Below are 22,274 nucleotides of genomic sequence, written 5' to 3'. Positions count from 1 at the left end.
TGAAGAAGGAACGCACATGCACGCGGATCTGGTTATCGTCGGGGCGGGAATGGTCGGCAGCGCGCTGGCCCTGGCCCTGGAAGGCAGCGGGCTGGATATCCTGCTGCTCGACGGCTCGCCGCTGAGCGTCAAGCCGTTCGACCGCGAAGCGCCCTTCGAACCGCGCGTCAGTGCGCTGTCCGAGGCCAGCCGGCGCATCCTCCAGCGCCTGCATGCCTGGGACGGCATCGCCGCACGGCGCGCCGAGCCCTACTGCGAGATGCAGGTGTGGGACGGCTCGGGGACCGGGCAGATCCACTTCAGCGCCGCCAGCGTGCATGCCGAGATGCTCGGCCACATCGTCGAAAACCGCGTGGTACAGGACGCCCTGCTGGAGCGTCTGCATGACTCCGCCCTCGGCCTGCTGCCCAATGCGCGCCTGGAGCAGCTGCGCCACTCCGGCGACGACTGGCTGCTGAGCCTTTCCGACGGCCGCGAAATCCGTACACCCCTGGTGGTTGCCGCCGACGGCGCCAACTCCGCGGTACGCCGCCTGGCCGGCTGCGCCACCCGCGAGTGGGATTACCTGCACCACGCCATCGTCACCAGCGTGCGCTGTGAGAAGCCGCACCAGGCCACCGCCTGGCAGCGTTTCACCGACGACGGCCCGCTGGCCTTCCTGCCGCTGGCGAAGGAAGGCGACGCACACTGGTGCTCGATCGTCTGGTCGACCACCCCGGAGCAGGCGGAAAAGCTCATGGCGCTGGACGACGAAGGCTTCTGCAAGGCTCTGGGCCTCGCCTTCGAGCAGCGCCTGGGCGCCATCGAGCATGCCGACCGCCGCCTGTGCATCCCGCTGCGCCAGCGCCACGCCAAGCGCTACGTGGAGCCGGGGCTGGTGCTGATCGGCGACGCCGCGCACACCATCCACCCGCTGGCCGGGCAGGGCGTGAACCTGGGCTTCCTGGATGCCGCGGTGCTCGCCGAGGTGATCGAGCATGCCCACGCCCGTGGCGAGAACATTGCCGAGGAACGTGTGCTGAGCCGCTACGAACGTCGCCGTATGCCGCACAACCTGGCGATGATGGCGGCGATGGAAGGCTTCCAGCGCCTGTTCCAGGCCGACCCGCTGGCGGTGCGCTGGTTGCGCAACGCCGGGCTGCGCCTGGTGGACAAGCACCATGAGGCCAAGGGCGTGTTCGTGCGCCAGGCGCTGGGGCTGTCGGGGGACTTGCCGAATCTGGCGCGGGTGTGATCAGGGCGCCCGCGACCCCAAACCGCACCCCATCGAAACACCCCGACACAAACGCGCGGCTCGTTAGCAAATGAGGTTCCTTATCATTTGAGGGATATCTTTCCCGTAAAGGACACGCCCATGCTCGCGCGCAAAGGTCTTCTCGCCACCCTCCTGCTGGCCGCCCTCGGTAGCACCGCCCAGGCCGCCGACGAAGTGGTGGTCTACTCCTCGCGCATCGACGAGCTGATCAAGCCGGTGTTCGACGCCTACACCGAGAAGACCGGGGTGAAGATCAAGTTCATCACCGACAAGGAAGCGCCGCTGATGGCGCGGATCAAGGCCGAAGGCGCCAACACCCCGGCCGACCTGCTGCTCACCGTGGATGCCGGGAACCTCTGGCAGGCCGAGAAGATGGGCATCCTGCAGCCTTTCGATTCGCCGACCCTGGATGCCAACATCCCGCCGCAGTATCGCTCCGGCACCGACAGCTGGACCGGCCTGTCGCTGCGCGCACGGACCATCGCCTATTCGACCCAGCGGGTGAAGCCCGAGGAACTGTCGACCTACGAAGAGCTGGCCGATGCGAAGTGGGAAGGCCGCCTGTGCCTGCGCACCGCGAAGAAGGTCTACAACCAGTCGTTGACCGCGACCCTGATCGAGACCCATGGCGCCGAAAAGACCGAGGAAATCCTCAAGGGCTGGGTGAACAACCTGGCGACCGACGTGTTCTCCGACGACAACGCGCTGCTGCAGGCCATCGCCGCCGGCCAGTGCGACGTCGGCATCGTCAACACCTACTACTACGGCCGTATGCACAAGGACAATCCGCAGCTGCCGGTGAAGCTGTTCTGGCCGAACCAGGGCGACCGTGGCGTGCACGTCAACCTGTCGGGCATCGGCCTGACCAAGCACGCGCCGCACCCGGAAGCCGCGAAGAAGCTGGTGGAGTGGATGACCGGGCCGGACGCCCAGTCGCTGTTCGCCGGCATCAACCAGGAATTCCCGGCCAACCCGAAAGTGGCGCCGTCGCAGGAAGTGGCGGCCTGGGGTGAGTTCAAGGCCGACAGCATCCCGGTGGAAATCGCCGGCAAGCGTCAGGCCGAAGCGATCAAGCTGATGGATCGCGCCGGCTGGAACTGACCGGAATCCGGCGCCTCAACGGGCGCCGGCATCGTCCGAATGGCTGACGGAGAGTGCCTTGCCCTCGCCGCTCAGCAGGCAGATGAATTCGCCGTCGGACTGCTCGCCCCGACGCAGTTGCGCGACCAGCCGCTTGCTCGCCGTCTGACCGTCGACCGAGCCTTCATAGGCTTCCTCGCGGATCGAGCCTGGCTCGATCCAGGTCTGCTGCCAGCGCTCCTGCAGCTGCGGGTCCGCGGCGACCTTGCCGATGGCCATGGCCAGGCAGGATTCGACAGGGGTGGGTTCGTCGGCCAGGGCCAGGCTGCAGAGCGGCAACAGCAGCAGGCCGGACAGGCGGCAGAGTGACGACATGGGACTTTTTCCTTGGGGACGGCGGTGGCAGAGTGGCCGATTCGACCGCTGTACCTTGCGCTTTATCCCTGCCAGGTGAGGATCGGGCGAATTCGATTTCAATGAGGGAAATTTCCGACGGCAGCCCGGCGGCACTTCCCACGACCCCCTGATGTTCTGGAAACACCCAACGCATGCGCGCCAACCGCTGGTACCCCATCACTTTCGCCGTAGCCGCCCTGGTCCTGCTGCCCATCAGCGTCCTGCTGCTGAGCTGGGCCCAGATCGACCGCGAAATCTGGTCGCACCTGTGGGAAACCCAGATGACGCGCCTGCTGGGCAATACCCTGGTGCTGGTGGCCGGCGTGGGCGTTGGCGTGACCGTGCTGGGCGTCAGCCTGGCCTGGCTCACCAGCCTCTGCGAATTCCCCGGCCGGCGCTGGCTGGACTGGGCGCTGATGTTGCCCTTCGCGGTGCCTGCCTATGTGCTGGCGTTTGTCTTCGTCGGTCTGCTGGACTTCTCCGGCCCCGTGCAGACGCTGCTGCGCGAGTGGTTCGGCAGCGGCCTGCGGCTGCCCCGCGTACGCTCCACCGGCGGCGTGATCACGGTGCTGGTGCTGGTCTTCTATCCGTATGTCTACCTGCTCGCGCGAACCGCCTTCCTCGCCCAGGGACGCGGGCTCATGGAAGCGGCGCGGGTGCTCGGGTTGTCGCCGCTGGCGGCCTTCTGGCGCGTCGCCCTGCCGATGGCCCGGCCGGCCATCGGCGCCGGGCTGGCGCTGGCGATCATGGAGACCCTGGCGGATTTCGGCACTGTGTCGGTGTTCAACTTCGATACCTTCACCACGGCTGTCTACAAGACCTGGTACGGCTTCTACAGTCTCTCCAGCGCCACCCAGCTGGCCAGCCTGCTGTTGCTGTTCGTCATGCTGGTGCTGCTCGGCGAGCGCTACAGCCGTGGCCGCAGCAGCGTGCCCAACGAGCGTCCGCGCGGCGCGGCGCTGTACCGGCTGCACGGCTGGAAGGCCTTCGCCGCCAGCGCCTGGTGCCTGCTGGTGTTCGCCTGCGCCTTCGTCATCCCGGTGCTGCAGCTGGTGGTCTGGGTCTGGCAGAAGGGTCGCTTCGACCTCGATGAGCGCTACTGGGGCCTGATCCTGCACAGCCTCTACCTGGGCGGCTTCGCGGCGGTACTGACGGTGGCCGTGGCGCTGCTGCTGGCTTTCGCCCGGCGCCTGTCGCCGACGCCGGCGGTGCGCTCGGCGGTGGGTATTTCCAACCTCGGCTATGCGCTGCCCGGCTCGGTGCTGGCGGTGGCGATCATGCTGGCCTTCAGCTGGCTGGACAATCACGCGGTGATCCCGCTCTCCGGCGCCCTGGGCGGCGCCGGCAAGCCGCTGCTGCTGGGCAGTCTCGGGGCGTTGCTGGTGGCCTACCTGATCCGTTTCATGGCGGTTGCCTACAACCCGCTGGAAGGCGCGCTCGCCAGGATTCGCCCGTCGTTACCGGAAGCGTCCCGCAGCCTGGGTGTCGGCGGCGCCGGCCTGTTCCTGCGCGTCTATCTGCCGCTGCTGCTGCCGGGTGCGCTGAGCGCTGCGCTGCTGGTGTTCGTCGACGTCCTCAAGGAGATGCCGGCGACCTTGCTCATGCGCCCGTTCGGCTGGGACACCCTGGCCGTGCGCGTTTTCGAGATGACCAGCGAGGGCGAGTGGGCGCGCGCGGCGCTGCCTGCGCTGACGCTGGTGCTGGTGGGCCTGTTCCCGGTGATCGGCCTGATCCGTCGCTCCGCGCGCCAGAGCGGTTCTTCGCGGCCCTGAGAATCGGCCGTCGGACAAGCTGTCCAGAGTCCTGCCATGCGACTACAATGCGCGCGTTTCGTGCGGGCCGTACTCGCGCTCCGCACCCGCCTCGCCCGGAAGGAGAACACCCATGGGACAGCGCACGCCGCTCTATGATTTGCACGTCGCCCTCGGCGCCAAGATCGTCGATTTCGGCGGTTGGGACATGCCGTTGCACTACGGTTCGCAAGTCGAAGAGCACCACCAGGTACGTCGCGATTGCGGCGTGTTCGACGTTTCCCACATGACCGTGGTCGACGTCACCGGTCCGCAGGCCAAGGAATACCTGCAGCGACTCCTGGCCAACGACGTCGAACGACTGCAGGTTCCGGGCAAGGCGCTGTACAGCGGCATGCTCAACGAACGCGGCGGGGTGGTCGACGACCTGATCGTCTACCTCGGCGTGTACGGCTATCGCGTGGTGGTCAACGCCTCCACCCGCGACAAGGACATGGCCTGGATGCAGGCCCACACCGAAGGCTTCGACGTCACCCTGACCGAGCGCGCGGACCTCGCGATGCTCGCCGTGCAGGGCCCCAACGCCCGCGACAAGACCGCCGAACTGGTCACCCCCTCGCGCGCCGCGCTGATCCGCGAACTCAAGCCCTTCCAGGGCAAGGCCGACGGTGACTGGTTCATCGCCCGCACCGGCTATACCGGCGAAGACGGCCTGGAAATCATGCTGCCGGCCGTTGAGGCGCAAGGCTTCCTCAACGACCTGGTCGGCGCCGGTATCTCCCCGGCGGGCCTGGGCGCACGCGATACCCTGCGCCTGGAAGCCGGGATGAACCTCTACGGCCAGGACATGGACGAAGACGTCACCCCGCTGGCCGCCAACATGGGCTGGACCATTGCCTGGGAACCCGAAGACCGCGACTTCATCGGCCGCAAAGCCCTGGAAGCGCAGAAGGCTGCCGGTGATGCGCCCAAGCTGGTCGGCCTGGTGCTGGAGGAGCGCGGCGTGCTGCGCGCCCACCAGGTGGTTCGCGTTGCCGGCGTCGGCGACGGCGAGATCACCAGCGGAAGTTTCTCCCCCACGCTCGGCAAGTCCATCGCCCTGGCCCGCGTGCCGGCGGCCACCGGTGACCGCGCCGAAGTGGAAATCCGTGGCAAGTGGTACCCGGTTCGCGTCGTTCAGCCGAATTTCGTGCGTCATGGCAAAGCCCTGATCTAAATTGCATGATCTAACTTAGAAGAGGGCGGCATCGCCGCCCGTCGCCCAGTCCTCGAGGAACAACAAGATGAGCAATATCCCCGCCGACCTGCGTTACGCCGCCAGCCACGAGTGGGCGCGCCTGGAAGCCGACGGTACCGTGACCGTGGGCATCTCCGACCATGCCCAGGAAGCCCTGGGCGACGTGGTCTTCGTCGAACTGCCGGAAGTGGGCAAGACCCTCGCCGCCGGCCAGGAAGCCGGTGTCGTCGAGTCGGTGAAAGCCGCTTCGGACATCTACGCCCCGGTGGGCGGCGAAGTCATCGCCGTCAACGACGTGCTGGCCGACACCCCCGAAGAAGTGAACAACGACCCGTACGGTTCCTGGTTCTTCAAGCTCAAGCCGAGCAACCCGGCCGAGCTGGACAAGCTCCTCGACGCCGCCGGCTACCGCGCTGCCAGCGACGCCGACGCGTAAGACACTGCTGTAAACACAGGCCTCGACTCGTCGGGGCCTGTTCTTTTTTACGGACCGACCTTTCGAGACCGTGGCCATGTCGAACACCCCTTCGCTTTCCCAGCTGCACCAGCCTGATGCCTTCCTCGCCCGCCACCTGGGCCCCGACGCCGCCGAGCAGCAAGCCATGCTCGACACCCTCGGGCTCGGCAACCGCGACGACCTGATCGTGCAGACGGTGCCGCCGGCGATTCGCCTGAACCGGCCGCTGGACCTGCCGACCGCCCTCGACGAACAGGGCGCGCTGGCCAAGCTGAAGGGGTATGCGGGCAAGAACGAGCTGTGGACCAGCCTGATCGGTACCGGCTACTACGGCACCCTGACCCCGACAGTGATCCTGCGCAACGTGCTGGAGAACCCGGGCTGGTACACCGCCTACACCCCGTACCAGCCGGAGATCGCCCAGGGTCGTCTCGAATCCCTGCTGAACTTCCAGCAGATGACCATCGACCTCACCGGCCTGGACCTCGCCAGCGCCTCGCTGCTCGACGAGGCCACCGCCGCCGCCGAAGCGATGGCCCTGGCCAAGCGCGTGGCCAAGGCCAAGAGCAACCTGTTCTTCGTCGACGTGCATTGCCACCCGCAGACCATCTCCGTGGTGCAGACCCGTGCCGAAGCCTTCGGCTTCGACGTGGTGGTCGACGAGGTGGACAACCTCGGCCAGCACACCGTGTTCGGCGCGCTGCTGCAATATCCGGACACCCGTGGCGAAATCCGTGACCTGCGCGCGGTGATCGACGCGCTGCACGCCCAACAGGCCATCGCCTGCGTCGCCAGCGACCTGCTCGCGCTGCTGCTGCTCACCCCGCCGGGCGAGCTGGGCGCCGACGTGGTCCTGGGCAGCGCCCAGCGCTTCGGCGTGCCCATGGGCTACGGCGGCCCGCACGCGGCGTTCTTCGCCTGCCGCGACGATTACAAGCGCGCCATGCCTGGCCGCATCATCGGTGTGTCCAAGGACGCCCGTGGTAACACCGCGCTGCGCATGGCGCTGCAGACCCGCGAGCAGCACATCCGCCGCGAGAAGGCCAACTCCAACGTCTGCACCTCGCAGGTGCTGCTGGCCAACATCGCCAGCCTGTACGCCGTGTACCACGGCCCGCAGGGCCTCAAGCGCATCGCCCAGCGCGTACACCGCCTGACCTCCATGCTGGCCGCCGGCCTCGCCGCCAAGGGCCTGAAGCGGGTTAACCAGCACTTCTTCGACACCCTGACCCTGGATGTCGGCGCCCAGCAGCAGGCCATCCTCGAGCGCGCCCGCGCCGCCCGCGTGAACCTGCGTATCGTTGGCGAAGACCGCCTGGGCGTGAGCCTGGACGAGACCACCAGCGCCGCTACCCTCGCCAGCCTGTTCGACATCCTGCTGGGTGCCGGCCATGGCCTGGACGTCGCCCAGCTCGATGCCGGCAAGGTTGCCGACGGCATCCCCGCCGCCCTGCAGCGCAGCAGCGACTACCTGAGCCATCCGGTGTTCAATCGCCACCACAGCGAAACCGAGATGCTGCGCTACCTGCGCCAGCTCGAGGGCAAGGACCTGGCGCTGAACCAGTCGATGATCCCGCTGGGCTCCTGCACCATGAAGCTCAACGCCACCAGCGAGATGATCCCGATCACCTGGCCGGAATTCGCCAGCCTGCATCCCTTCGTGCCGCGCGAGCAGGCCGAGGGCTACCGGCTGATGATCGAGGAGCTGGAAAGCTGGCTGTGCGCGATCACCGGCTTCGACGCCATCTGCATGCAGCCCAACTCCGGCGCCCAGGGCGAGTACGCCGGCCTGCTGGCGATCCGCAAGTACCACGAGAGCCGTGGCGATGCGCACCGCAACATCTGCCTGATCCCGTCCTCGGCCCACGGCACCAACCCGGCCTCGGCGATCATGGCGAGCATGCGCGTGGTCATCGTCGAGTGCGACAAGGGCGGCAACGTCGACCTGGAGGACCTCAAGCGCAAGGCGGCCGAAGCCGGCGAGCAGCTGTCCTGCCTGATGATCACCTACCCGTCGACCCACGGCGTGTACGAGGAAGGCATCCGCGAAATCTGCGAGGTCATCCACAGCCACGGCGGCCAGGTCTACATGGACGGCGCCAACCTCAACGCCCAGGTCGGCCTGGCGCGCCCGGCGGACATCGGCGCCGACGTGTCGCACATGAACCTGCACAAGACCTTCTGCATTCCCCACGGCGGTGGCGGCCCGGGCATGGGGCCGATCGGCGTGAAGAAGCACCTCGCGCCCTTCGTCGCCAACCACCCGGTGATCCGCATCGAAGGCCCGAACCCGCTGAACGGCGCGGTGAGCGCCGCGCCCTGGGGCAGCGCGAGCATCCTGCCGATCAGCTGGATGTACATCGCCATGATGGGCCCGCAGCTGGCCGACGCCACCGAAGTGGCGATCCTCAATGCCAACTACCTGGCCCAGCAGCTCGATGGCGCCTTCCCGGTGCTCTACCGTGGCCGCAACGAGCGCGTCGCCCACGAGTGCATCCTCGACCTGCGCCCGCTCAAGGCGCAGACCGGGATCAGCGAGGAAGACGTGGCCAAGCGCCTGATGGACTACGGCTTCCACGCGCCGACCATGTCCTTCCCGGTGCCCGGCACGCTGATGGTGGAGCCCACCGAAAGCGAGTCCAAGCACGAGCTGGACCGCTTCATCGAGGCGATGCTGTCGATCCGTGCGGAAATCGCCAAGGTCGAGACCGGCGAATGGCCGGCCGAGGACAACCCGCTCAAGCGCGCGCCGCACACCCTGGCGGACGTCACCGGGCTGTGGGACCGCCCCTACCAGATCGCCGAAGCGGTGACCCCGACCGAGCACACCCGCGCCTTCAAGTACTGGCCGGCGGTGAACCGCGTGGACAACGTCTACGGCGACCGCAACCTGTTCTGCGCCTGCGTGCCGGTGGATGACTACCGCGAGTGATCAGTGCGCCGAAGTGAACGTGCGCTGAACTGAAAAAGCCGCCTTCGGGCGGCTTTTTCATTGGGCTTTTCCCAGAAGCGAGCTTGCTCGCGAATGGAGTTCCCGGCGGCGCAGGCGCTGGGCGGGTTCGCGAGCAATAACGAAGGCGTCCCCCTCGCTCCTACGCGACGGGGCAGGTCGAAGCGAATCCCAGAGCCGTAGGGCGGATAACCCGGAACGGGTAATCCGCCGGAAGCGCCACGGCGGATAACGCTGGCGCGTTATGCGCCCTACCAGAGCCTGCCGAGGGCACGACGTAGGATGGTGTGGAGCGCAGCGATACCCATCAGCTTCCGTGCGCCGACAGCATGGGTATCGCTACGCTCCACCCATCCTACAAAGCGGGTCAGGTACGCAGGTGGCTTTCCATCAGGCCAATGGCGTCGCGCCAACGCAGCCAGAGGTTGCCCTGCCAGTCCATCACCGGCAGCGCCTCGCCGAGCAACTGCTGCATCCGGCGGCGCGGCAGGCGGGCGTCGTGGTTGAACTGGTCACGCAGGGTGGGCACCACTTCGTTGGTCAGCCACTGGCGCAGGCTGCGGTTCTCCGGGTGGTAGCAGTAGACCAGCAGCAGGGCATAGAGGCCGCTTTCACTGATCAGCAGTTCCGGCTGGGAGTAGCCAGCGAGGCGCTCATGGCGGTGCTGGTCGCCGTCCAGGCGCTTGAGGAAGGGCCCGGTGATCTTGTAGCTGAGCAGCTTGCCGAGGTCCCGCGCGACGAACCACGCCTGCTGCTCGATCAGCAGGGCACGTAGCTGGCGGTTATAGCGGATGAAGGAAGTCGGGATCAGGCCGTCATCGGCCGGGGAAATCGAAAGGTTCATGCTGGAGCTCCTTGCTGAATCAAGAAGCCGCCGCCCGAAACTGCCGAAGGAGGGAGGCGGACCGTGCAAGGGTAGAAAACCGGCTCTAGTTACCAAAGACCGGCCGGACCGAAGTCCGCCTCGCACGGCCCGCCATAGACAGCAAAGCGAACCCGGCACCGAAGTGGTGCCGGATTGCCCCTGCTATTGCGACAGTAACTAGAAGTCAGGTTTCTACGCCTGGCCACGATGACGCTGTGGCAGGGCGAAACGCTAAGCAGTGGGCTCGTAGGACCGCAACGCCGCGGCAGTGTAGGGGGCTTCCCAAGCATCCCGCAGCGGCATTACCGCATCGGTGGCGTGGCTTTCAGGAACTGCGAGGCTGTCGGGTATTTCCGCGCGAAAACCCTTGCGCCGAGCTTCCCTGTAGGAGCGCGCCATGTGCGCGATCGCGGGCGTGGCCCGCTCCTACAGGTTGAATCCGCTGCGTGCCGTTCGACGGCGCAACGTGGCGCTCGCGGCAGGCGCGTTTTCGAGAGGGGCGCTGGTGCCTGCGGCGGGACTCAGGGCTTGAGCTGCAAGCGGCCGATCAGGCGGATCAGGAACACGAACAGCAGGATCATCAGTACGTTGCTGAGCATGCCGATCAGGTTGTAGACGGCCGAGGGCAGCAGCGAGTAGATCTCGAGGCCGACCACGCTGAGCAGGCGGCTGAGCAGCCAGAAACCTTCACTGACGATCAGCAGGATCAGGGTGATCTTCAACGGCTGGATGGGATCGTTCATGGGACACTCCGTGTCGTAGGCGGAGTGTCAGTAGAACACAGCCCGCACCACTTGGCGTGGCCCGCGGCGAGCGCCATGGGCCACGCCGGTGGGTGTCACTGGGCGGGTGCGTCATCGCGGCGGACGAGGATGGCGTTGGCCAGTTCCATATCGCTGTGGTCCTGCAGCGCGGCGTCGTCGCTGCGCAGGCGGGTGAGGGCGGCTTCCAGGTAGGGGCCGCGGATGGCGCCGTCACTGGCGACGAAGGCGCTCGCATCGTCCTGGGCGGCGACGATCAGCTTGTCGTGCTTGAAGGTCAGGTAGGTCGACGCCGTGGTGGCGCCGGACGAGATGACGTCGCGCCAGAAGTCGCCGTCGGCCATGGCCGAGGCAACGGGCAGGGCGATCAGGGCAAAGGCCGTGGCCAGTTTCGCGGTACGCATCGGGTACACCTCCGCAAGGTCCGTGTACTGGTGAGAGGCGCGGCGACTGGCGGGAGTTCCAACTTTCCGGTGACGGCCTGCGCGAGCGGTCGCTCGCGCAGGCCGTTTCGATCAGCGCTGGGCGGCGAGGATTGCCGAGGCCAGCTCGGCATCGCTGGCTTGCGCCAGGGCAGGGTCGGCGCTGCGCATCTGCTGCAGCGTGGCTTCCAGGTAGGGGCCACGGATAGCGCCATCGGTGGCGATGAAGCTGGCGGCGTCGTCCTGGGCCGGGCCGATCAGCTTGTGGTCGTCACGGCTGGTCAGGTAGCTCGAGGCGGTGGTGGCGCCGGAGGTCAGGACCGAGCGCCAGAAGTCGCGATCTTCGGCCATGGCACAGGTGAGGGGGAGCAGGGTGAGGGCTACGACAGCAGGGACAGAACGGCGACGCATGATGGTTCCTTGAGTGATTGCGCGCCACTCAGAGCATCGGAATATTCCGCGGTTCCATCCTATCGTCGGAAATGTCTGTCGTCGGAGCTGCCTGTCTTCAGCGCTATCTGTCGCCGGACGATCACTCGCGCTTGAGCGAGGGGTCGTCCGGGTTCTGCTGCTCCAGCTCTGCCGTAAGTTGCTGCACCTTCTGGAACTGCCCGGACTCACGCAGGTAGTCGAGCAGCACCAGGCGTGCCGCGCGGTTGGCCGGGTGTTTCTGCAGCAGGATCTCCAGCTCGTGGCTGGCGCCGTCGGCATCCCCGCTGTCATGCAGGGCAATGGCCAGGACATAGCGGAGCTGGTCGTCGTCCGGGGCCAGGCGTACTGCTTCGCGCAGCTCTTTCAGGGCCTGCGGGCGTTGCCCCTGGCGGATCAGGGCGAGGCCGTTGACGTGGTGCAGCAGCCCGGATGCCGGGTTCTGGCGCAGGGCTTCGTCGAGCAGCTGGCGAGCGTCCGCCTGGCGCCCGTTGGCCTCCAGCCACTGGATCAGGGTGACCGTGGCCGGCAGGAATGCCGGGTTGCGGGCAATGGCGGCGCGCAGGGCGGGCTCCACCTTTTCCGGCCGGTTGGTGCGCTGGTAGAGCATGGCGAGGTTGAGGTTCGCCTCGGCGCGTTCGCTCAGGTCGTTCTGCACCGCCTCGTATTCGCCCAGGCCTTTGTCCAGCGCGGCGTCGAGACCGGAGCGGGCCTGTGGTGGCAGCTGCGCCAGTTGCCAGGCGGCGGCGATGCGGACGGCGCGGATCGGATCGGACAGCAGCGGCGCCAGCAGGGTCGGCAGCACCATGGCCTGCTGCGGGCCGTTGGCGAGCGGCAGGAGCACGTTGATGGCGGCGGTACGTACCTGCGGGTCGGCATCCTTCAGGGCCAGCGCGGCCAGTTCCAGCGAACGCTGGCTGGGATAGCTGGGCAGCTCGGCGATCAGCGTGGCGCGACGGATCGCCGGCAGGCTGGCGTCGGCCAGCAGCAGATGCAGGGCGCGGGAGGCACCGGGCATGCCATTTCGGGCTTTCCACAGGGTGTCGTCATAGCGCGGGACGGGATTGCTGGAGGCGTTGGCCTTGGCCGGCAGTTCGCTGGCGTACCACTGGCGGAACTGGTCGCTGATCTTCTTCGCCGGGGTGTCCTTGTGGCAGGCCAGGCAGGCATCCGGTGCGCCGATGTGCCGCGCATGCGCTGGGTTGGGCAAGGTGAAGCCATGGTCGTGGCGGTAGTCGTTGACCATGTAGTAGCGCCCCGGCATGTGGCAGGACGTGCACTGCGCGCCAGGGGTGCCGGGCTGGTGGTGGGTGTGCTCGGGGGAGTCGTAGTTCTTCGCCTGCAGGCCCTTGCCGTCGATCTGCGGACGCACTGCCTTGCCGGCGGTGTTGTGGCACTGCAGGCAGACGCCGTTGCCCGGCGCTTTCAGCTCGCCGCTGTGGGGGTTGTGGCAGTCGGTGCACTGCACGCCTTTGGCGAACATCTTGCTCTGGGTGAAGGAGCCCCACTCGAAGACCTCGTCCTTGATCTTGCCGTCGATCTCGTAGAGCTCGCGGGTCAGGGTGCTGGGCAGGTAGTCGTCCATGAAACGGTGGTTGTTCTGGTAGCCGTCGCCCAGTGGCGCGCGGCGGGCGTGGCAGCGTGCGCAGGTCTCGACGATGGTGCTCTGGCTGGCGTTCTGCAGCGGCACATCGAAGCCCCTGGCGGCGTTGCCGTCGGGCTTCTGTGCCCATTCCAGGTGCTTGGACGCCGGGCCGTGGCAGGCCTGGCAGCCGACGCCAAGGCTGTTCCAGTGGCTGGCGAAGCTGTCGGTCTTCGCATCGTAATTGCGCTTGAAACCGGTGGTGTGGCACTCGACGCACATGAAGTTGGCGTTCTGCGCGGGGCGGGTCCAGTGCAGCTCGTCCTTGAAGTCGATGCGCTGGCCTGGCATCAGCTGGAACCACTGGTGCTTGCGGCTATCCCAGGCGACGCCGAGGGCCTGCAGGCGGCCACCCGGATACGCCAGCAGATACTGCTGCAGCGGTTCGAATCCGAAGGTGTAGGCGACCTTGAAATCCGCCGGCTTGCCGTCGGCGCCGGGGGTGTTGACCCAGTACTCGCCGTCCTTGCGGAAGAAGCGGCTGGTCTCGGTCTCGCCCTTGAAGGTGACATTGGCGAAGTCGCCCAGGACGTTGCCTTCGGTGGCCGGTTTCATCGCCTGCTGGTGATGGGAGCCCTGCCAGTCCTTGATCTGCGACTGGTGGCAGCCGCTGCAGGTGGCTTCATCCACCAGCGTCGCGGTTTGTACCGCCGGTGTCGGCGCAGCGGGCTTCGCCGTGCTGGCCGGAATCGCTGGGTGGCCGCTGGGCAGTTGGACGCCGTTGTCCTGTTCGGCCCAGATCCACGCCCCGATGGTAGCCAGGAGCAGTGCCCCGACGACGACGGCGAGCCAGGCGCGACGCAATCCTTCGGGCTGCGCGGCGGCGGGAGCGGGGGCAGAGACGGTGCGAGGCTTCTTGGTCTTGTGGCGCATGGACATCCGTTGTTCCGCGGCAACTCCGTGGGTACAGGAGCTTCCGCGAGCCGGTGGGAGCTGTCAACGCGGGCGGGCCTCATTTCTGGTGGCTGGCGGCCCGCCACTACGTCGGGGGTCAGGGCTGACGAATCTCGGCGACCCTTGCGCTATCGACCTTCACGTCGGGATTGCCGAACTGCGCGGTCAGGTAGTTCACCAGGGTGGCGATCTGCTCGTCGTTCAGCGTGCCGGCAAAGCCGGGCATGAACACGTCGTCGTTGCCCACCTTGCGATGCACGCCGCCGAGCACCACCTGCACCAGGTTGTCCGGCTGCAGGGCACCCACCGCGCTGTTTTTCAGCAGCATCGGGTAGTAGCCGTCCTTCACCCCCTCGCCGCTCCAGGAATGGCAGCTGGCGCAGTTGCCCAGGTAGAGGCGCGCGCCGTCATCGTGCTTTTGCGCAGCGAATTCCTGGCCGCGCAGGGTGACCAGATCGTCCGCCGGTTGGCCCCAGGCGAAGCGCGCCTTGCGTTCGCCATCGCTGACCTCCGGGACGCTGCGCAGGTAGCTGGCGATGGCCTGCAGGTCGGCGTCGGTCATGTACTGGAAGCTGTGCTCCACCGCCTCAGCCATGGGGCCGGCGGCCTGCGCCTTGCCCGGTACGCGACCGGTCTTGAGGTACTGCACGATCTCCGCGTCGCTCCAGCCGCCGATGCCGCTGTGGGTGTCGGGGGTGATGTTGAAGGCATACCAGCCGCCCAGTGCGGCGCCGGCGAGGAAGCCGGTGCCGCGCTCGTCCGTGGCCTTCTCCTGGAACGCCAAGCCGCGCGGCGTGTGGCAGGTGCCGCAGTGGGCCAGGCCCTGGACCAGATAGGCGCCACGGTTCCAGGCCGGGCTCTGCTTCGGGTTGTTCTGGTAGACCGCATCGTCGTGGAACAGCAGGTTCCAGATCGCCAGCGGCCAACGCATGTCCAGCGGCCAGGTGATGTCGGAATCCTGGTTGGGCTGCGCGACCGCCTGTACGCCGCCTTCGAGGAACCAGGCGTAGAGCGCCTTCATGTCCTCGTCGGTGATCTTCGAATAGGCGGTGTAGGGCATCGCCGGATAGAGCCGCGTGCCGCCCTTGGCCACGCCTTCGCGCACGGCACGGGCGAAGTCGTCGTAGCTGTAGCTGCCGATGCCGGTCTTCGGGTCGGGGGTGATGTTGGTGGAGTACACCGCACCCAGTGGCGTGGCCAGCGGCAGGCCGCCGGCGAAGGGCTTGCCGCCCGGCGCGGTGTGGCAGGCCGCGCAGTCGCCGGCGCGGGCGAGGTATTCGCCACGTTGCAGCAACTCCGCCGGCGCCGGGTCGAGGGCCTTGGCGGCATGGGTGGCCAGCGGTGCGGCCAGCAGGGCGAGCAGCAGGAGAGGTTTCATGCCTTGGCCTCCCGCTTCAGGTGTTCGGCCAGGCGCAGGGCCAGGGCGGCGATGGTCAGGGTGCAGTTCACCGAGCCGACGGTGGGCATCACGCCGCTGCTGGCGATGAACAGGTTGGGGTGGTCGTGGCTGCGGCACTGGGCATCCACTACCGAGTCCTTCGGGTCCGCGCCCATCAGCACGGTGCCGGTGATGTGGTTGTTGTTGGCGAAGCTGTCGTCGTACCTGACCTCCTCGCCGCCCAGCAGCTTGGCCGCGTGGGCGTACACCTCGCGGGTGTGCACCGCGCTCTTGCGCACGTAGTCGTCCATCGCATAGGTGAACTCGGGCTTTGGGATGCCCGCCGCGTCGCGCTCGGTGGCGCTGGGCACGATGCGGTTCTGCGGATGTGGGAGGATTTCGTGGAAGCTGTCGAAGCGCACGAAACGCGCGGCGCGGTCGCGGATCTTCGCCTCCAGGTCATGGCCCAGCAGCAGCGGCCCGTGGCGGATCAGTTCGGCGGCCACCTGGTCGGTGCGCGAGAGGTTGGACAGGTGGATCTTCTTCGACGCGTACTCGCTGCGGAAGGCGCCGTCGCGGAAGCCCACCATGGAGGTCATCTCCTGCGGCCCACGGCCAGGCCAGAGCTTCTCGTCGGCGTAGAACTGCACGGCGGTGCCGGGGTGGTCCATGAGGTTGCGGCCGACCATATCCGAACTGTTGCCAACCGCGGACATCAGCATCAGCTTGGGTGTTTCGATGCCGTTGGCGGCGAGGATGAAGGTGTCGGCTTCGACCCGCATTTCGTTGCCCTGCGGGTCCTTGTACAGCGCTGCGACTATCTGGCCGCCGTCGCCTTTCTCCAGCTTGAACACCACGGCGTTGTCGATCAGCCGCGCGCCAGCGGCCTCGGCCTTCTCGACGTGGACGATGCCGTTGTACATGGCGCCGATGGGGCAGATCGGCATGCAGTTGTTGTTGCCGCAGCAGGTCGGCCGGCCATCGTAGGGGCGGCTGTTGCGCGCCACCGGCTCGGTGACCACACGGTAGCCGTTGGCGTTGAGCAGGGTCTTGATGCGCTGCTCGTTCCACGACAATGGCAGCGGCGGCATCGGGTAGGGTTGGCTGCGGGGCGAGTCGAGCTCTTCATCGCCGGGGCCCCAGACGCCCAGCTCCTCCTCGGCGCGTTGGTACCAGGGCTCCAGCTCGGCGTACTCGATGGGCCAGTCGCGGCCCACGCCGTAGAGGCTGAGCAGCTTGAAGTCGTTGGGCAGGAAGCGCCAGGCGGACGCCGCCCAGTGCCAGGTGGTGCCGCCCACGGCGCGGATGTACTGCACGTCGTAGGGGTGTTCGCCCTTCTGGATGAGGTAGTGGTTGTCCGGCTTGAACTGCGGATGCGGCGCGTGCGCGCTGGACGGGTAGGGCGCCTGGTTGTCGGATTTGTCCGCCTGGTTGCGGAAGCGCTCGACGATCTCCCAGCGGCCCATGCGCGGGCCGGCTTCCAGGATCAGTACGTCCTTGCCGGCCAGCGCCAGCTGATGGGCGACCAGGGCGCCGGCCACTCCGGAGCCGACCACCACGAAATCCGCGCGTTGCGTCTCGGCCATGCTCATGCCCCCCGCTCGGTAGGCTGCGCCGCCCAGAAGCCCGGCTTGTTCGGGCAGTAGCTGCGGATCACCAGCACGTCGTCCACCGCGCGGAACATCAGCGCCTGCTCGTAGGTGACGACCGTGGCGCTGGTGTCATCGCCGACCTGCCCCAGGTACCAGCCGCCGAGGATCTGCCGGGCCAGCCACTGCTGGCGCTCGTTCCAGCTGTCCGGGGCGTCGCCCAGGCGCTCGAGCAGCTCGGCCAGGCTCTGCTTGAGCGCGGTGTCGCGCTGCGCCAGGGCCTGGAACAGGCGCTGGCCGATGCGCGGGTCGAGGTTGCTGCGCCCGGTGAGGCGCTGGGACAGGGTCATGAAGCTTTCCAGCTCCTTCTCGGCCTGAGGCGTCAGCGCGGCCCAGGTGCGCGCGGCGGGGCTGAGCAGCACACCGCCGAGGGCGGCGCTGGCGCAGGCCACCGCCAGCAGGCGGCGACGAGAAAGGGGGAAGGCGGGCAGCTGTGCCTCGGACATGACGACCTCTCTTGCAACAGGCGAACGGTTGGGGAGCGCGGTCTGTCGCCGCTTGAATCGGGTATTGGTCGGCCAGGGTGGCGATACCTTGCCCAGGCCCTTAGTATTGCCGCTTGTTCAGATTCTGCCGGGCGATTGCTCCTGCCGGCGGCCCACCCCGGAGCCGCGCCGCAGAGCCTCACCGACCGGCTTTTGGGTGAAACCGCAGCGATGAAACAGTACCTCGACCTCATGCGCCACGTGCGCGAACACGGCACCTTCAAGAGCGACCGCACCGGCACCGGCACCTACAGCGTGTTCGGCCACCAGATGCGTTTCGACCTCGCCGAAGGCTTCCCGCTGGTGACCACCAAGAAGTGCCACCTCAAATCGATCATCCATGAGCTGCTGTGGTTCCTCAAAGGTTCGACCAACATCGCCTACCTGAAGGAAAACGGCGTTTCGATCTGGGACGAGTGGGCCGACGAGAACGGCGACCTGGGCCCGGTCTACGGCTACCAGTGGCGCTCCTGGCCGGCGCCGGACGGTCGCCACATTGACCAGATCGCCAACCTGATGCAGATGCTGAAGAACAACCCGGATTCGCGCCGCCTGATCGTCTCCGCGTGGAACCCCGCGCTGATCGACGAAATGGCCCTGCCGCCGTGCCACGCGCTGTTCCAGTTCTATGTGGCCGACGGCAAGCTCAGCTGCCAGCTGTACCAGCGTTCGGCCGACATCTTCCTCGGCGTGCCCTTCAACATTGCCAGCTACGCGCTGCTGACCCTGATGGTCGCGCAGGTCGCCGGGCTGCAGCCCGGCGAATTCATCTGGACCGGCGGCGACTGCCACCTGTACGCCAACCACCTGGAGCAGACCGACCTGCAGCTGACCCGCCAGCCGCTGCCGTTGCCCACCATGAAGATCAACCCCGAGGTGAAGGACCTGTTCGACTTCCGCTTCGAGGACTTCGAGCTGGTCGGCTACGAAGCTCACCCGCACATCAAGGCACCGGTCGCTGTCTGACCTGTCCTCGATGAAGAAAAGGCCGGCGCAATGCCGGCCTTTTTGTTTCTGCCCCGCCAAGAGTCAGTGGGATGCTCGCTCCTGCAGGGCCCGGTGATCCATGGCAAAACCATTCACTCGGTGAATAACTGTTTCGCCTGGCGGTACAAGGTTTCATGAGGCTGCGTCCCATTGCTATGCTCCCCCGGCTGGCCGCCGAACGGTGGCCTACGGATTTTCCGCACTACAACGACAAGACCGGGGACCGTCATGCAGCCTTTCAGCTTCGCCACCACCGCGCAGATCCTCTGCGAAAGTGGCTCCGCCGCCCGCCTGGGTGAACTCTGCCGCGAGCGCGGCGCCCAGCGCGTGCTCATCGTCACCGACCCCGGCATCACCCGCCTGAACATGCTCGACGGCGTGCTGCCAGGCTTCGCCGCAGCCGGCGTGGCAGTGGAAGTCTTCGACCAGGTGCTGGCCGACCCACCGGAAAGCATCGTGCTGGAAGCCTCTGACCAGGCGCGCCGGATGGCCGCGCAGCTGGTGGTCGGCTTCGGCGGCGGCAGCTCGATGGACGTTGCCAAGCTGGTGGCGTTGCTGGCGCACCCGCTGGCGACACAAGGCCTTAAGGATGTCTTCGGCGTCGGCAACGCCCGTGGCCCGCGCCTGCCGCTGATCCAGGTGCCGACCACCGCCGGCACCGGCTCGGAAGTGACGCCGATCGCCATCGTCACCACCGGCGAGACCACCAAGATGGGCGTCGTCAGCCCCTACCTGCTGCCGGACCTGGCCGTGCTCGACGCCGACCTCACCCTCGGCCTGCCGTCAGCGGTCACCGCCGCCACCGGCATCGACGCCATGGTTCACGCCATCGAGGCGTACACCAGCAAGCTGAAGAAGAACCCGCTGTCCGACCTGCTGGCCCGCGAGGCCCTGCGCCTGCTGGCGCTGAACCTCGACGAAGCGGTGCACAACGGCCGCAACCGCGAGGCGCGCCAGGCCATGCTGCTGGGCGCGTGCCTGGCCGGGCAGGCCTTCGCCAACGCCCCGGTAGCCGCCGTGCACGCGCTGGCCTACCCGCTGGGCGGGCACTTCCATATTCCGCACGGCCTGAGCAATGCGCTGGTCCTGCCCGAGGTGATCCGCTTCAATGCGCCCAACGCCGGCCCGCTCTATGCCGAGCTGGCGCCGCTGCTGCTGGGCGAGCGCCTGCGCAGCGATGCCGACCGCACCGAGCAGTTCATTGCCGAGCTGGCCGACCTCAGCCCGCGCAGCGGCCTGCCGTCGCGCCTGCGCGATGCCGGCGTGCCGGAGGACAGCCTGCCGCGCCTGGCCGCCGATGCGATGTTGCAGCAGCGCCTGCTGGTGAATAATCCCCGCGAAGTCAGCGAGAGCGACGCGCTGGCCATCTACCGAGCCGCCTTCTGAGAACCCGATGAGCGAACAGCACCCCAGCCGCGCCGACTACGCGCACTTCCAGCCGATCACCACGCGCTGGCACGACAACGACATCTACGGCCACGTGAACAACGTGACCTACTACGGCTTCTTCGACACGGCGGTGAATACCTACCTGATCGAGCGCGGCGGCCTGGATATCCACGACGGCGACGTGGTGGGCTTCGTGGTCAGTTCGAGCTGCGACTACTTCGCGCCGGTGGCCTTCCCCGAGCGCATCGAGGTCGGCCTGCGGGTCGGCAAGCTGGGCAACAGCTCGGTGCAGTACGAACTGGCGATCTTCCGCGAGGGCGATGAACTGGCCTGCGCGGCGGGCAAGTTCGTGCATGTGTTCGTGGATCGGGCGAGCAACCGGCCGGTGTCGATTCCGGCGCCGCTGCGCGAGGCGATGGAAGTGCTGGTTCGAGGCTGACCTCTAGGGGCGGACGTCTCACCAGCCCATCGGATAATGCTCGATGCGGCAGGGCCGGCTGTTGCCGTCGCCCTTGCAGATGCCGTCCAGGTACTGGTAGCGCATCCACACCCGTTGCCCGGCCGCAGGCCAGTGCTGGCGCGGGATGCGGCTCTGCCAGTCGGCGCTTTCCGGTTCGAAGGCGATGACCTCGCCCGGGCTCGGGCACTGGGTGCCCGCCGAGCGCGGCTTGGCCGAAGCGACCCGGCCTTCCAGCCCGCGCACGGGCAGCTTGAGCGCTCCGGTGATTTCCACTTCCAGCTGGCAGACCTGCCAGTCCCCGGCGTACGCGGGCTGCGCGGCGCAGAGCGTCAGCAGCAGTCCGGCGGCAGCAAGAGCTTTCACGAGTAACTCCTTGTCGGCAGTGATCCCTCCCCGGCAAGCCTATACCAGGCTCGCGGGATGACACGGGGCTTGTCCCGGGCGGCGCGTCCGGCCTATGCTGGCGGCCGGTCGGCAGTTCACCCAGGCGTCGCCGCCTCCGTATGGAGAGCGCTAAACCTGCCGCGCGGTTCCCCGCATGTTTGACGATCCGACACACTTTCCCCAGTGCCGCATCGGAATGGCGACCCCCGATAACCTCCCGCGCGAGGTCTTGGCACGCAACGAGGATTGCACTGTGTCCAGGCAACGCTTGCCCTATCACGCCCCCGACATCTCCGCGCTGGCGAAATCGCTGGCGCGCCAGCTCGACGAATCGCCCGAGCGCCCCGGTCATGTCGAACTGCTCAACCTGCTCGCCCGCGCGGTGGGCTTCCGCAACTACCAGGCGTTGCGCGCCAGTCATCAGGCGCAGACGCGACTGGCCCGCGAAGCCGAGCCTGAAGCCGTGGTGGATTTTCGCCGCGTCGAGCAATGGCGGCGCTACTTCGATGACGCCGGCTGCCTGCAGCGCTGGCCGAAGAAGCACAGCCACCGCGAGGCCTGCCTCTGGGTGCTGTGGTCGCGACTGCCGGCACGGCAGCGCTGGAGCGAGAAGGAGCTCAACGAACGGCTGCGCGCCCAGGAATGTCTGGGCGACCACCTCCTGCTGCGAAGGGCGCTGGTGGACGGCGGTTGGCTCACGCGTACCCCGGATGGTGGTGAGTACCGGCGCGTCGAGCGACGTCCGCCGGCCGAGCTGGGCGCGCTGTTGTCCTGTTTGCCAGCCTGCGCCTGAAGCTGAAGGCCTGAACGAAAAAGCCCGCCAATAGGCGGGCTTTTTCACAATGGCATCCGTCAGTCGTCGTGATGCTTGTGTTTGTGCTTGTAGTGGCCTTTGCCCTTGTGATGGCTCTTGCTGCCACTGTGGTGGTCATCGTCGTTATCGTCGGCCAGGTGGTTGCCCAGTGCGCCGCCGGCTGCACCACCCAGGCCCGCGCCGATGGCGCCGCCGGTGGAGCCACCGACCTTGTTGCCGATGACCGAGCCGCCGGCTGCGCCCAGGCCGCCGCCGATGGCCGCCTCGGTCTTGTTGCCGTTCTTCGCGCCCATCGCGCCGCCAGCCGCACCGCCTACGCCAGCACCGATGGCCGCACCGGTGGAGCCGCCCAGGGCGCCGCCGACCACGTTGCCGAGGGCGCCACCGATACCGCCGCCAATGGCGGTCTTGGTGTCATCGGCCACGGCGTGGCTGGCCAGCAGAGCCAGTGCCAGAACAGAAAGAGTCTTACGCATGTTGCGAACCTGAAAGTAGGAATTATCGGGAGAATTGTCCCGCACACAAAACAGCCGGGCAATCAGGCCCGGCTGTCAGTCGTCGTTTCCGTGGACTGATCGCGGTTAGAGCT

21 protein-coding genes are annotated in these 22,274 nt (G+C 67.3%); 10 read left to right on the top strand and 11 right to left on the bottom strand.

What is annotated here, in order from left to right:
• Positions 1-16 precede the first annotated feature (16 nt).
• Both IB273_RS27700 and IB273_RS27695 read left to right on the top strand, forming a co-directional pair.
• Positions 17-1,234: a 2-octaprenyl-3-methyl-6-methoxy-1,4-benzoquinol hydroxylase gene (locus tag IB273_RS27700; protein WP_151189021.1), complete on the top strand. Its 1,218-nt coding sequence runs from the start codon at positions 17-19 to the stop codon at positions 1,232-1,234.
• Positions 1,235-1,354: 120 nt separating this feature from the next.
• Entirely contained in the window at positions 1,355-2,356 is a 1,002-nt protein-coding gene (locus IB273_RS27695; RefSeq protein ID WP_081519535.1) for a Fe(3+) ABC transporter substrate-binding protein, read from the top strand.
• Positions 2,357-2,371: 15 nt separating this feature from the next.
• Here the strand turns inward: IB273_RS27695 and IB273_RS27690 are convergent, their stop codons facing one another.
• Positions 2,372-2,710 carry a hypothetical protein gene (locus IB273_RS27690; RefSeq protein WP_081519536.1) on the bottom strand — a complete coding sequence of 113 codons (339 nt, stop codon included), beginning with the start codon at positions 2,708-2,710 and terminating at the stop codon, positions 2,372-2,374.
• Positions 2,711-2,883: 173 nt separating this feature from the next.
• Here IB273_RS27690 and IB273_RS27685 point away from each other — a divergent pair, with 173 nt between their 5' ends.
• From IB273_RS27685 to gcvP, 4 genes are all read left to right on the top strand, one after another.
• Positions 2,884-4,503 carry an ABC transporter permease gene (locus IB273_RS27685; protein ID WP_192225510.1) on the top strand — a complete coding sequence of 540 codons (1,620 nt, stop codon included), beginning with the start codon at positions 2,884-2,886 and terminating at the stop codon, positions 4,501-4,503.
• Positions 4,504-4,615: 112 nt separating this feature from the next.
• Positions 4,616-5,698 (top strand): glycine cleavage system aminomethyltransferase GcvT, encoded by a 1,083-nt coding sequence (gene gcvT, locus IB273_RS27680; RefSeq protein WP_192225509.1) that lies wholly within the window; start codon positions 4,616-4,618, stop codon positions 5,696-5,698.
• Between the two features lie 67 nt (positions 5,699-5,765).
• Positions 5,766-6,155 carry a glycine cleavage system protein GcvH gene (gene gcvH, locus IB273_RS27675; RefSeq protein ID WP_045213109.1) on the top strand — a complete coding sequence of 130 codons (390 nt, stop codon included), beginning with the start codon at positions 5,766-5,768 and terminating at the stop codon, positions 6,153-6,155.
• 76 nt (positions 6,156-6,231) lie between these two features.
• Positions 6,232-9,108, top strand: coding sequence for an aminomethyl-transferring glycine dehydrogenase (gcvP, locus tag IB273_RS27670; RefSeq protein ID WP_192225508.1), 2,877 nt, complete (start codon positions 6,232-6,234; stop codon positions 9,106-9,108).
• 385 nt (positions 9,109-9,493) lie between these two features.
• On the opposite strand, the gene IB273_RS27665 is transcribed toward gcvP, so the two are convergent.
• From IB273_RS27665 to IB273_RS27630, 8 genes are all read right to left on the bottom strand, one after another.
• Positions 9,494-9,970: a Bro-N domain-containing protein gene (locus IB273_RS27665; protein ID WP_192225507.1), complete on the bottom strand. Its 477-nt coding sequence runs from the start codon at positions 9,968-9,970 to the stop codon at positions 9,494-9,496.
• Positions 9,971-10,512: 542 nt separating this feature from the next.
• On the bottom strand, positions 10,513-10,734 hold the full coding sequence (locus IB273_RS27660; RefSeq protein WP_081519540.1) for a hypothetical protein: 222 nt from the start codon (positions 10,732-10,734) through the stop codon (positions 10,513-10,515).
• 95 nt (positions 10,735-10,829) lie between these two features.
• Positions 10,830-11,156 carry a DUF2388 domain-containing protein gene (locus tag IB273_RS27655; RefSeq protein ID WP_151189024.1) on the bottom strand — a complete coding sequence of 109 codons (327 nt, stop codon included), beginning with the start codon at positions 11,154-11,156 and terminating at the stop codon, positions 10,830-10,832.
• A 111-nt stretch (positions 11,157-11,267) separates the two neighbouring features.
• Positions 11,268-11,585, bottom strand: a complete 318-nt coding sequence (locus IB273_RS27650; RefSeq protein WP_192225506.1) for a DUF2388 domain-containing protein — start codon at positions 11,583-11,585, stop codon at positions 11,268-11,270.
• A 121-nt stretch (positions 11,586-11,706) separates the two neighbouring features.
• Entirely contained in the window at positions 11,707-14,124 is a 2,418-nt protein-coding gene (locus tag IB273_RS27645; protein ID WP_192225505.1) for a tetratricopeptide repeat protein, read from the bottom strand.
• A gap of 112 nt (positions 14,125-14,236) precedes the next feature.
• A complete protein-coding gene (locus IB273_RS27640; protein ID WP_192225504.1) occupies positions 14,237-15,517 on the bottom strand; it encodes a cytochrome c in 1,281 nt (426 codons plus the stop codon).
• The gene (locus IB273_RS27635) at positions 15,514-17,103 is read right to left on the bottom strand and encodes a GMC family oxidoreductase (protein ID WP_151189768.1); all 1,590 of its coding nucleotides are present in this window, start codon (positions 17,101-17,103) and stop codon (positions 15,514-15,516) included. Before IB273_RS27635 ends, IB273_RS27640 begins: the two co-directional genes overlap by 4 nt.
• 2 nt (positions 17,104-17,105) lie before the next feature.
• The gene (locus tag IB273_RS27630) at positions 17,106-17,612 is read right to left on the bottom strand and encodes a sugar dehydrogenase complex small subunit (RefSeq protein ID WP_081519544.1); all 507 of its coding nucleotides are present in this window, start codon (positions 17,610-17,612) and stop codon (positions 17,106-17,108) included.
• Positions 17,613-17,822: 210 nt separating this feature from the next.
• Here IB273_RS27630 and IB273_RS27625 point away from each other — a divergent pair, with 210 nt between their 5' ends.
• The 3 genes from IB273_RS27625 to IB273_RS27615 all read left to right on the top strand — a co-directional run bounded on the left by IB273_RS27625 (position 17,823) and on the right by IB273_RS27615 (position 20,466).
• Positions 17,823-18,617, top strand: coding sequence for a thymidylate synthase (locus IB273_RS27625; protein WP_192225503.1), 795 nt, complete (start codon positions 17,823-17,825; stop codon positions 18,615-18,617).
• 249 nt (positions 18,618-18,866) lie between these two features.
• Positions 18,867-20,024, top strand: coding sequence for an iron-containing alcohol dehydrogenase (locus IB273_RS27620; RefSeq protein WP_151189029.1), 1,158 nt, complete (start codon positions 18,867-18,869; stop codon positions 20,022-20,024).
• 7 nt (positions 20,025-20,031) lie between these two features.
• Entirely contained in the window at positions 20,032-20,466 is a 435-nt protein-coding gene (locus IB273_RS27615) for an acyl-CoA thioesterase (protein WP_045213088.1), read from the top strand.
• A gap of 18 nt (positions 20,467-20,484) precedes the next feature.
• On the opposite strand, the gene IB273_RS27610 is transcribed toward IB273_RS27615, so the two are convergent.
• A complete protein-coding gene (locus IB273_RS27610) occupies positions 20,485-20,850 on the bottom strand; it encodes a hypothetical protein (protein WP_192225502.1) in 366 nt (121 codons plus the stop codon).
• 274 nt (positions 20,851-21,124) lie between these two features.
• Between IB273_RS27610 and IB273_RS27605 the strand changes: the two genes are divergently transcribed.
• Positions 21,125-21,664 (top strand): DUF2087 domain-containing protein, encoded by a 540-nt coding sequence (locus IB273_RS27605; protein WP_192225501.1) that lies wholly within the window; start codon positions 21,125-21,127, stop codon positions 21,662-21,664.
• Between the two features lie 59 nt (positions 21,665-21,723).
• On the opposite strand, the gene IB273_RS27600 is transcribed toward IB273_RS27605, so the two are convergent.
• Positions 21,724-22,161 carry a glycine zipper domain-containing protein gene (locus IB273_RS27600; protein ID WP_081519549.1) on the bottom strand — a complete coding sequence of 146 codons (438 nt, stop codon included), beginning with the start codon at positions 22,159-22,161 and terminating at the stop codon, positions 21,724-21,726.
• Positions 22,162-22,274 lie beyond the last annotated feature (113 nt).

This window comes from Pseudomonas sp. PDM19 (genome assembly GCF_014852215.1).
GTDB lineage: Bacteria > Pseudomonadota > Gammaproteobacteria > Pseudomonadales > Pseudomonadaceae > Pseudomonas.
This window is presented reverse-complemented; position numbering and strand designations above follow the sequence as displayed.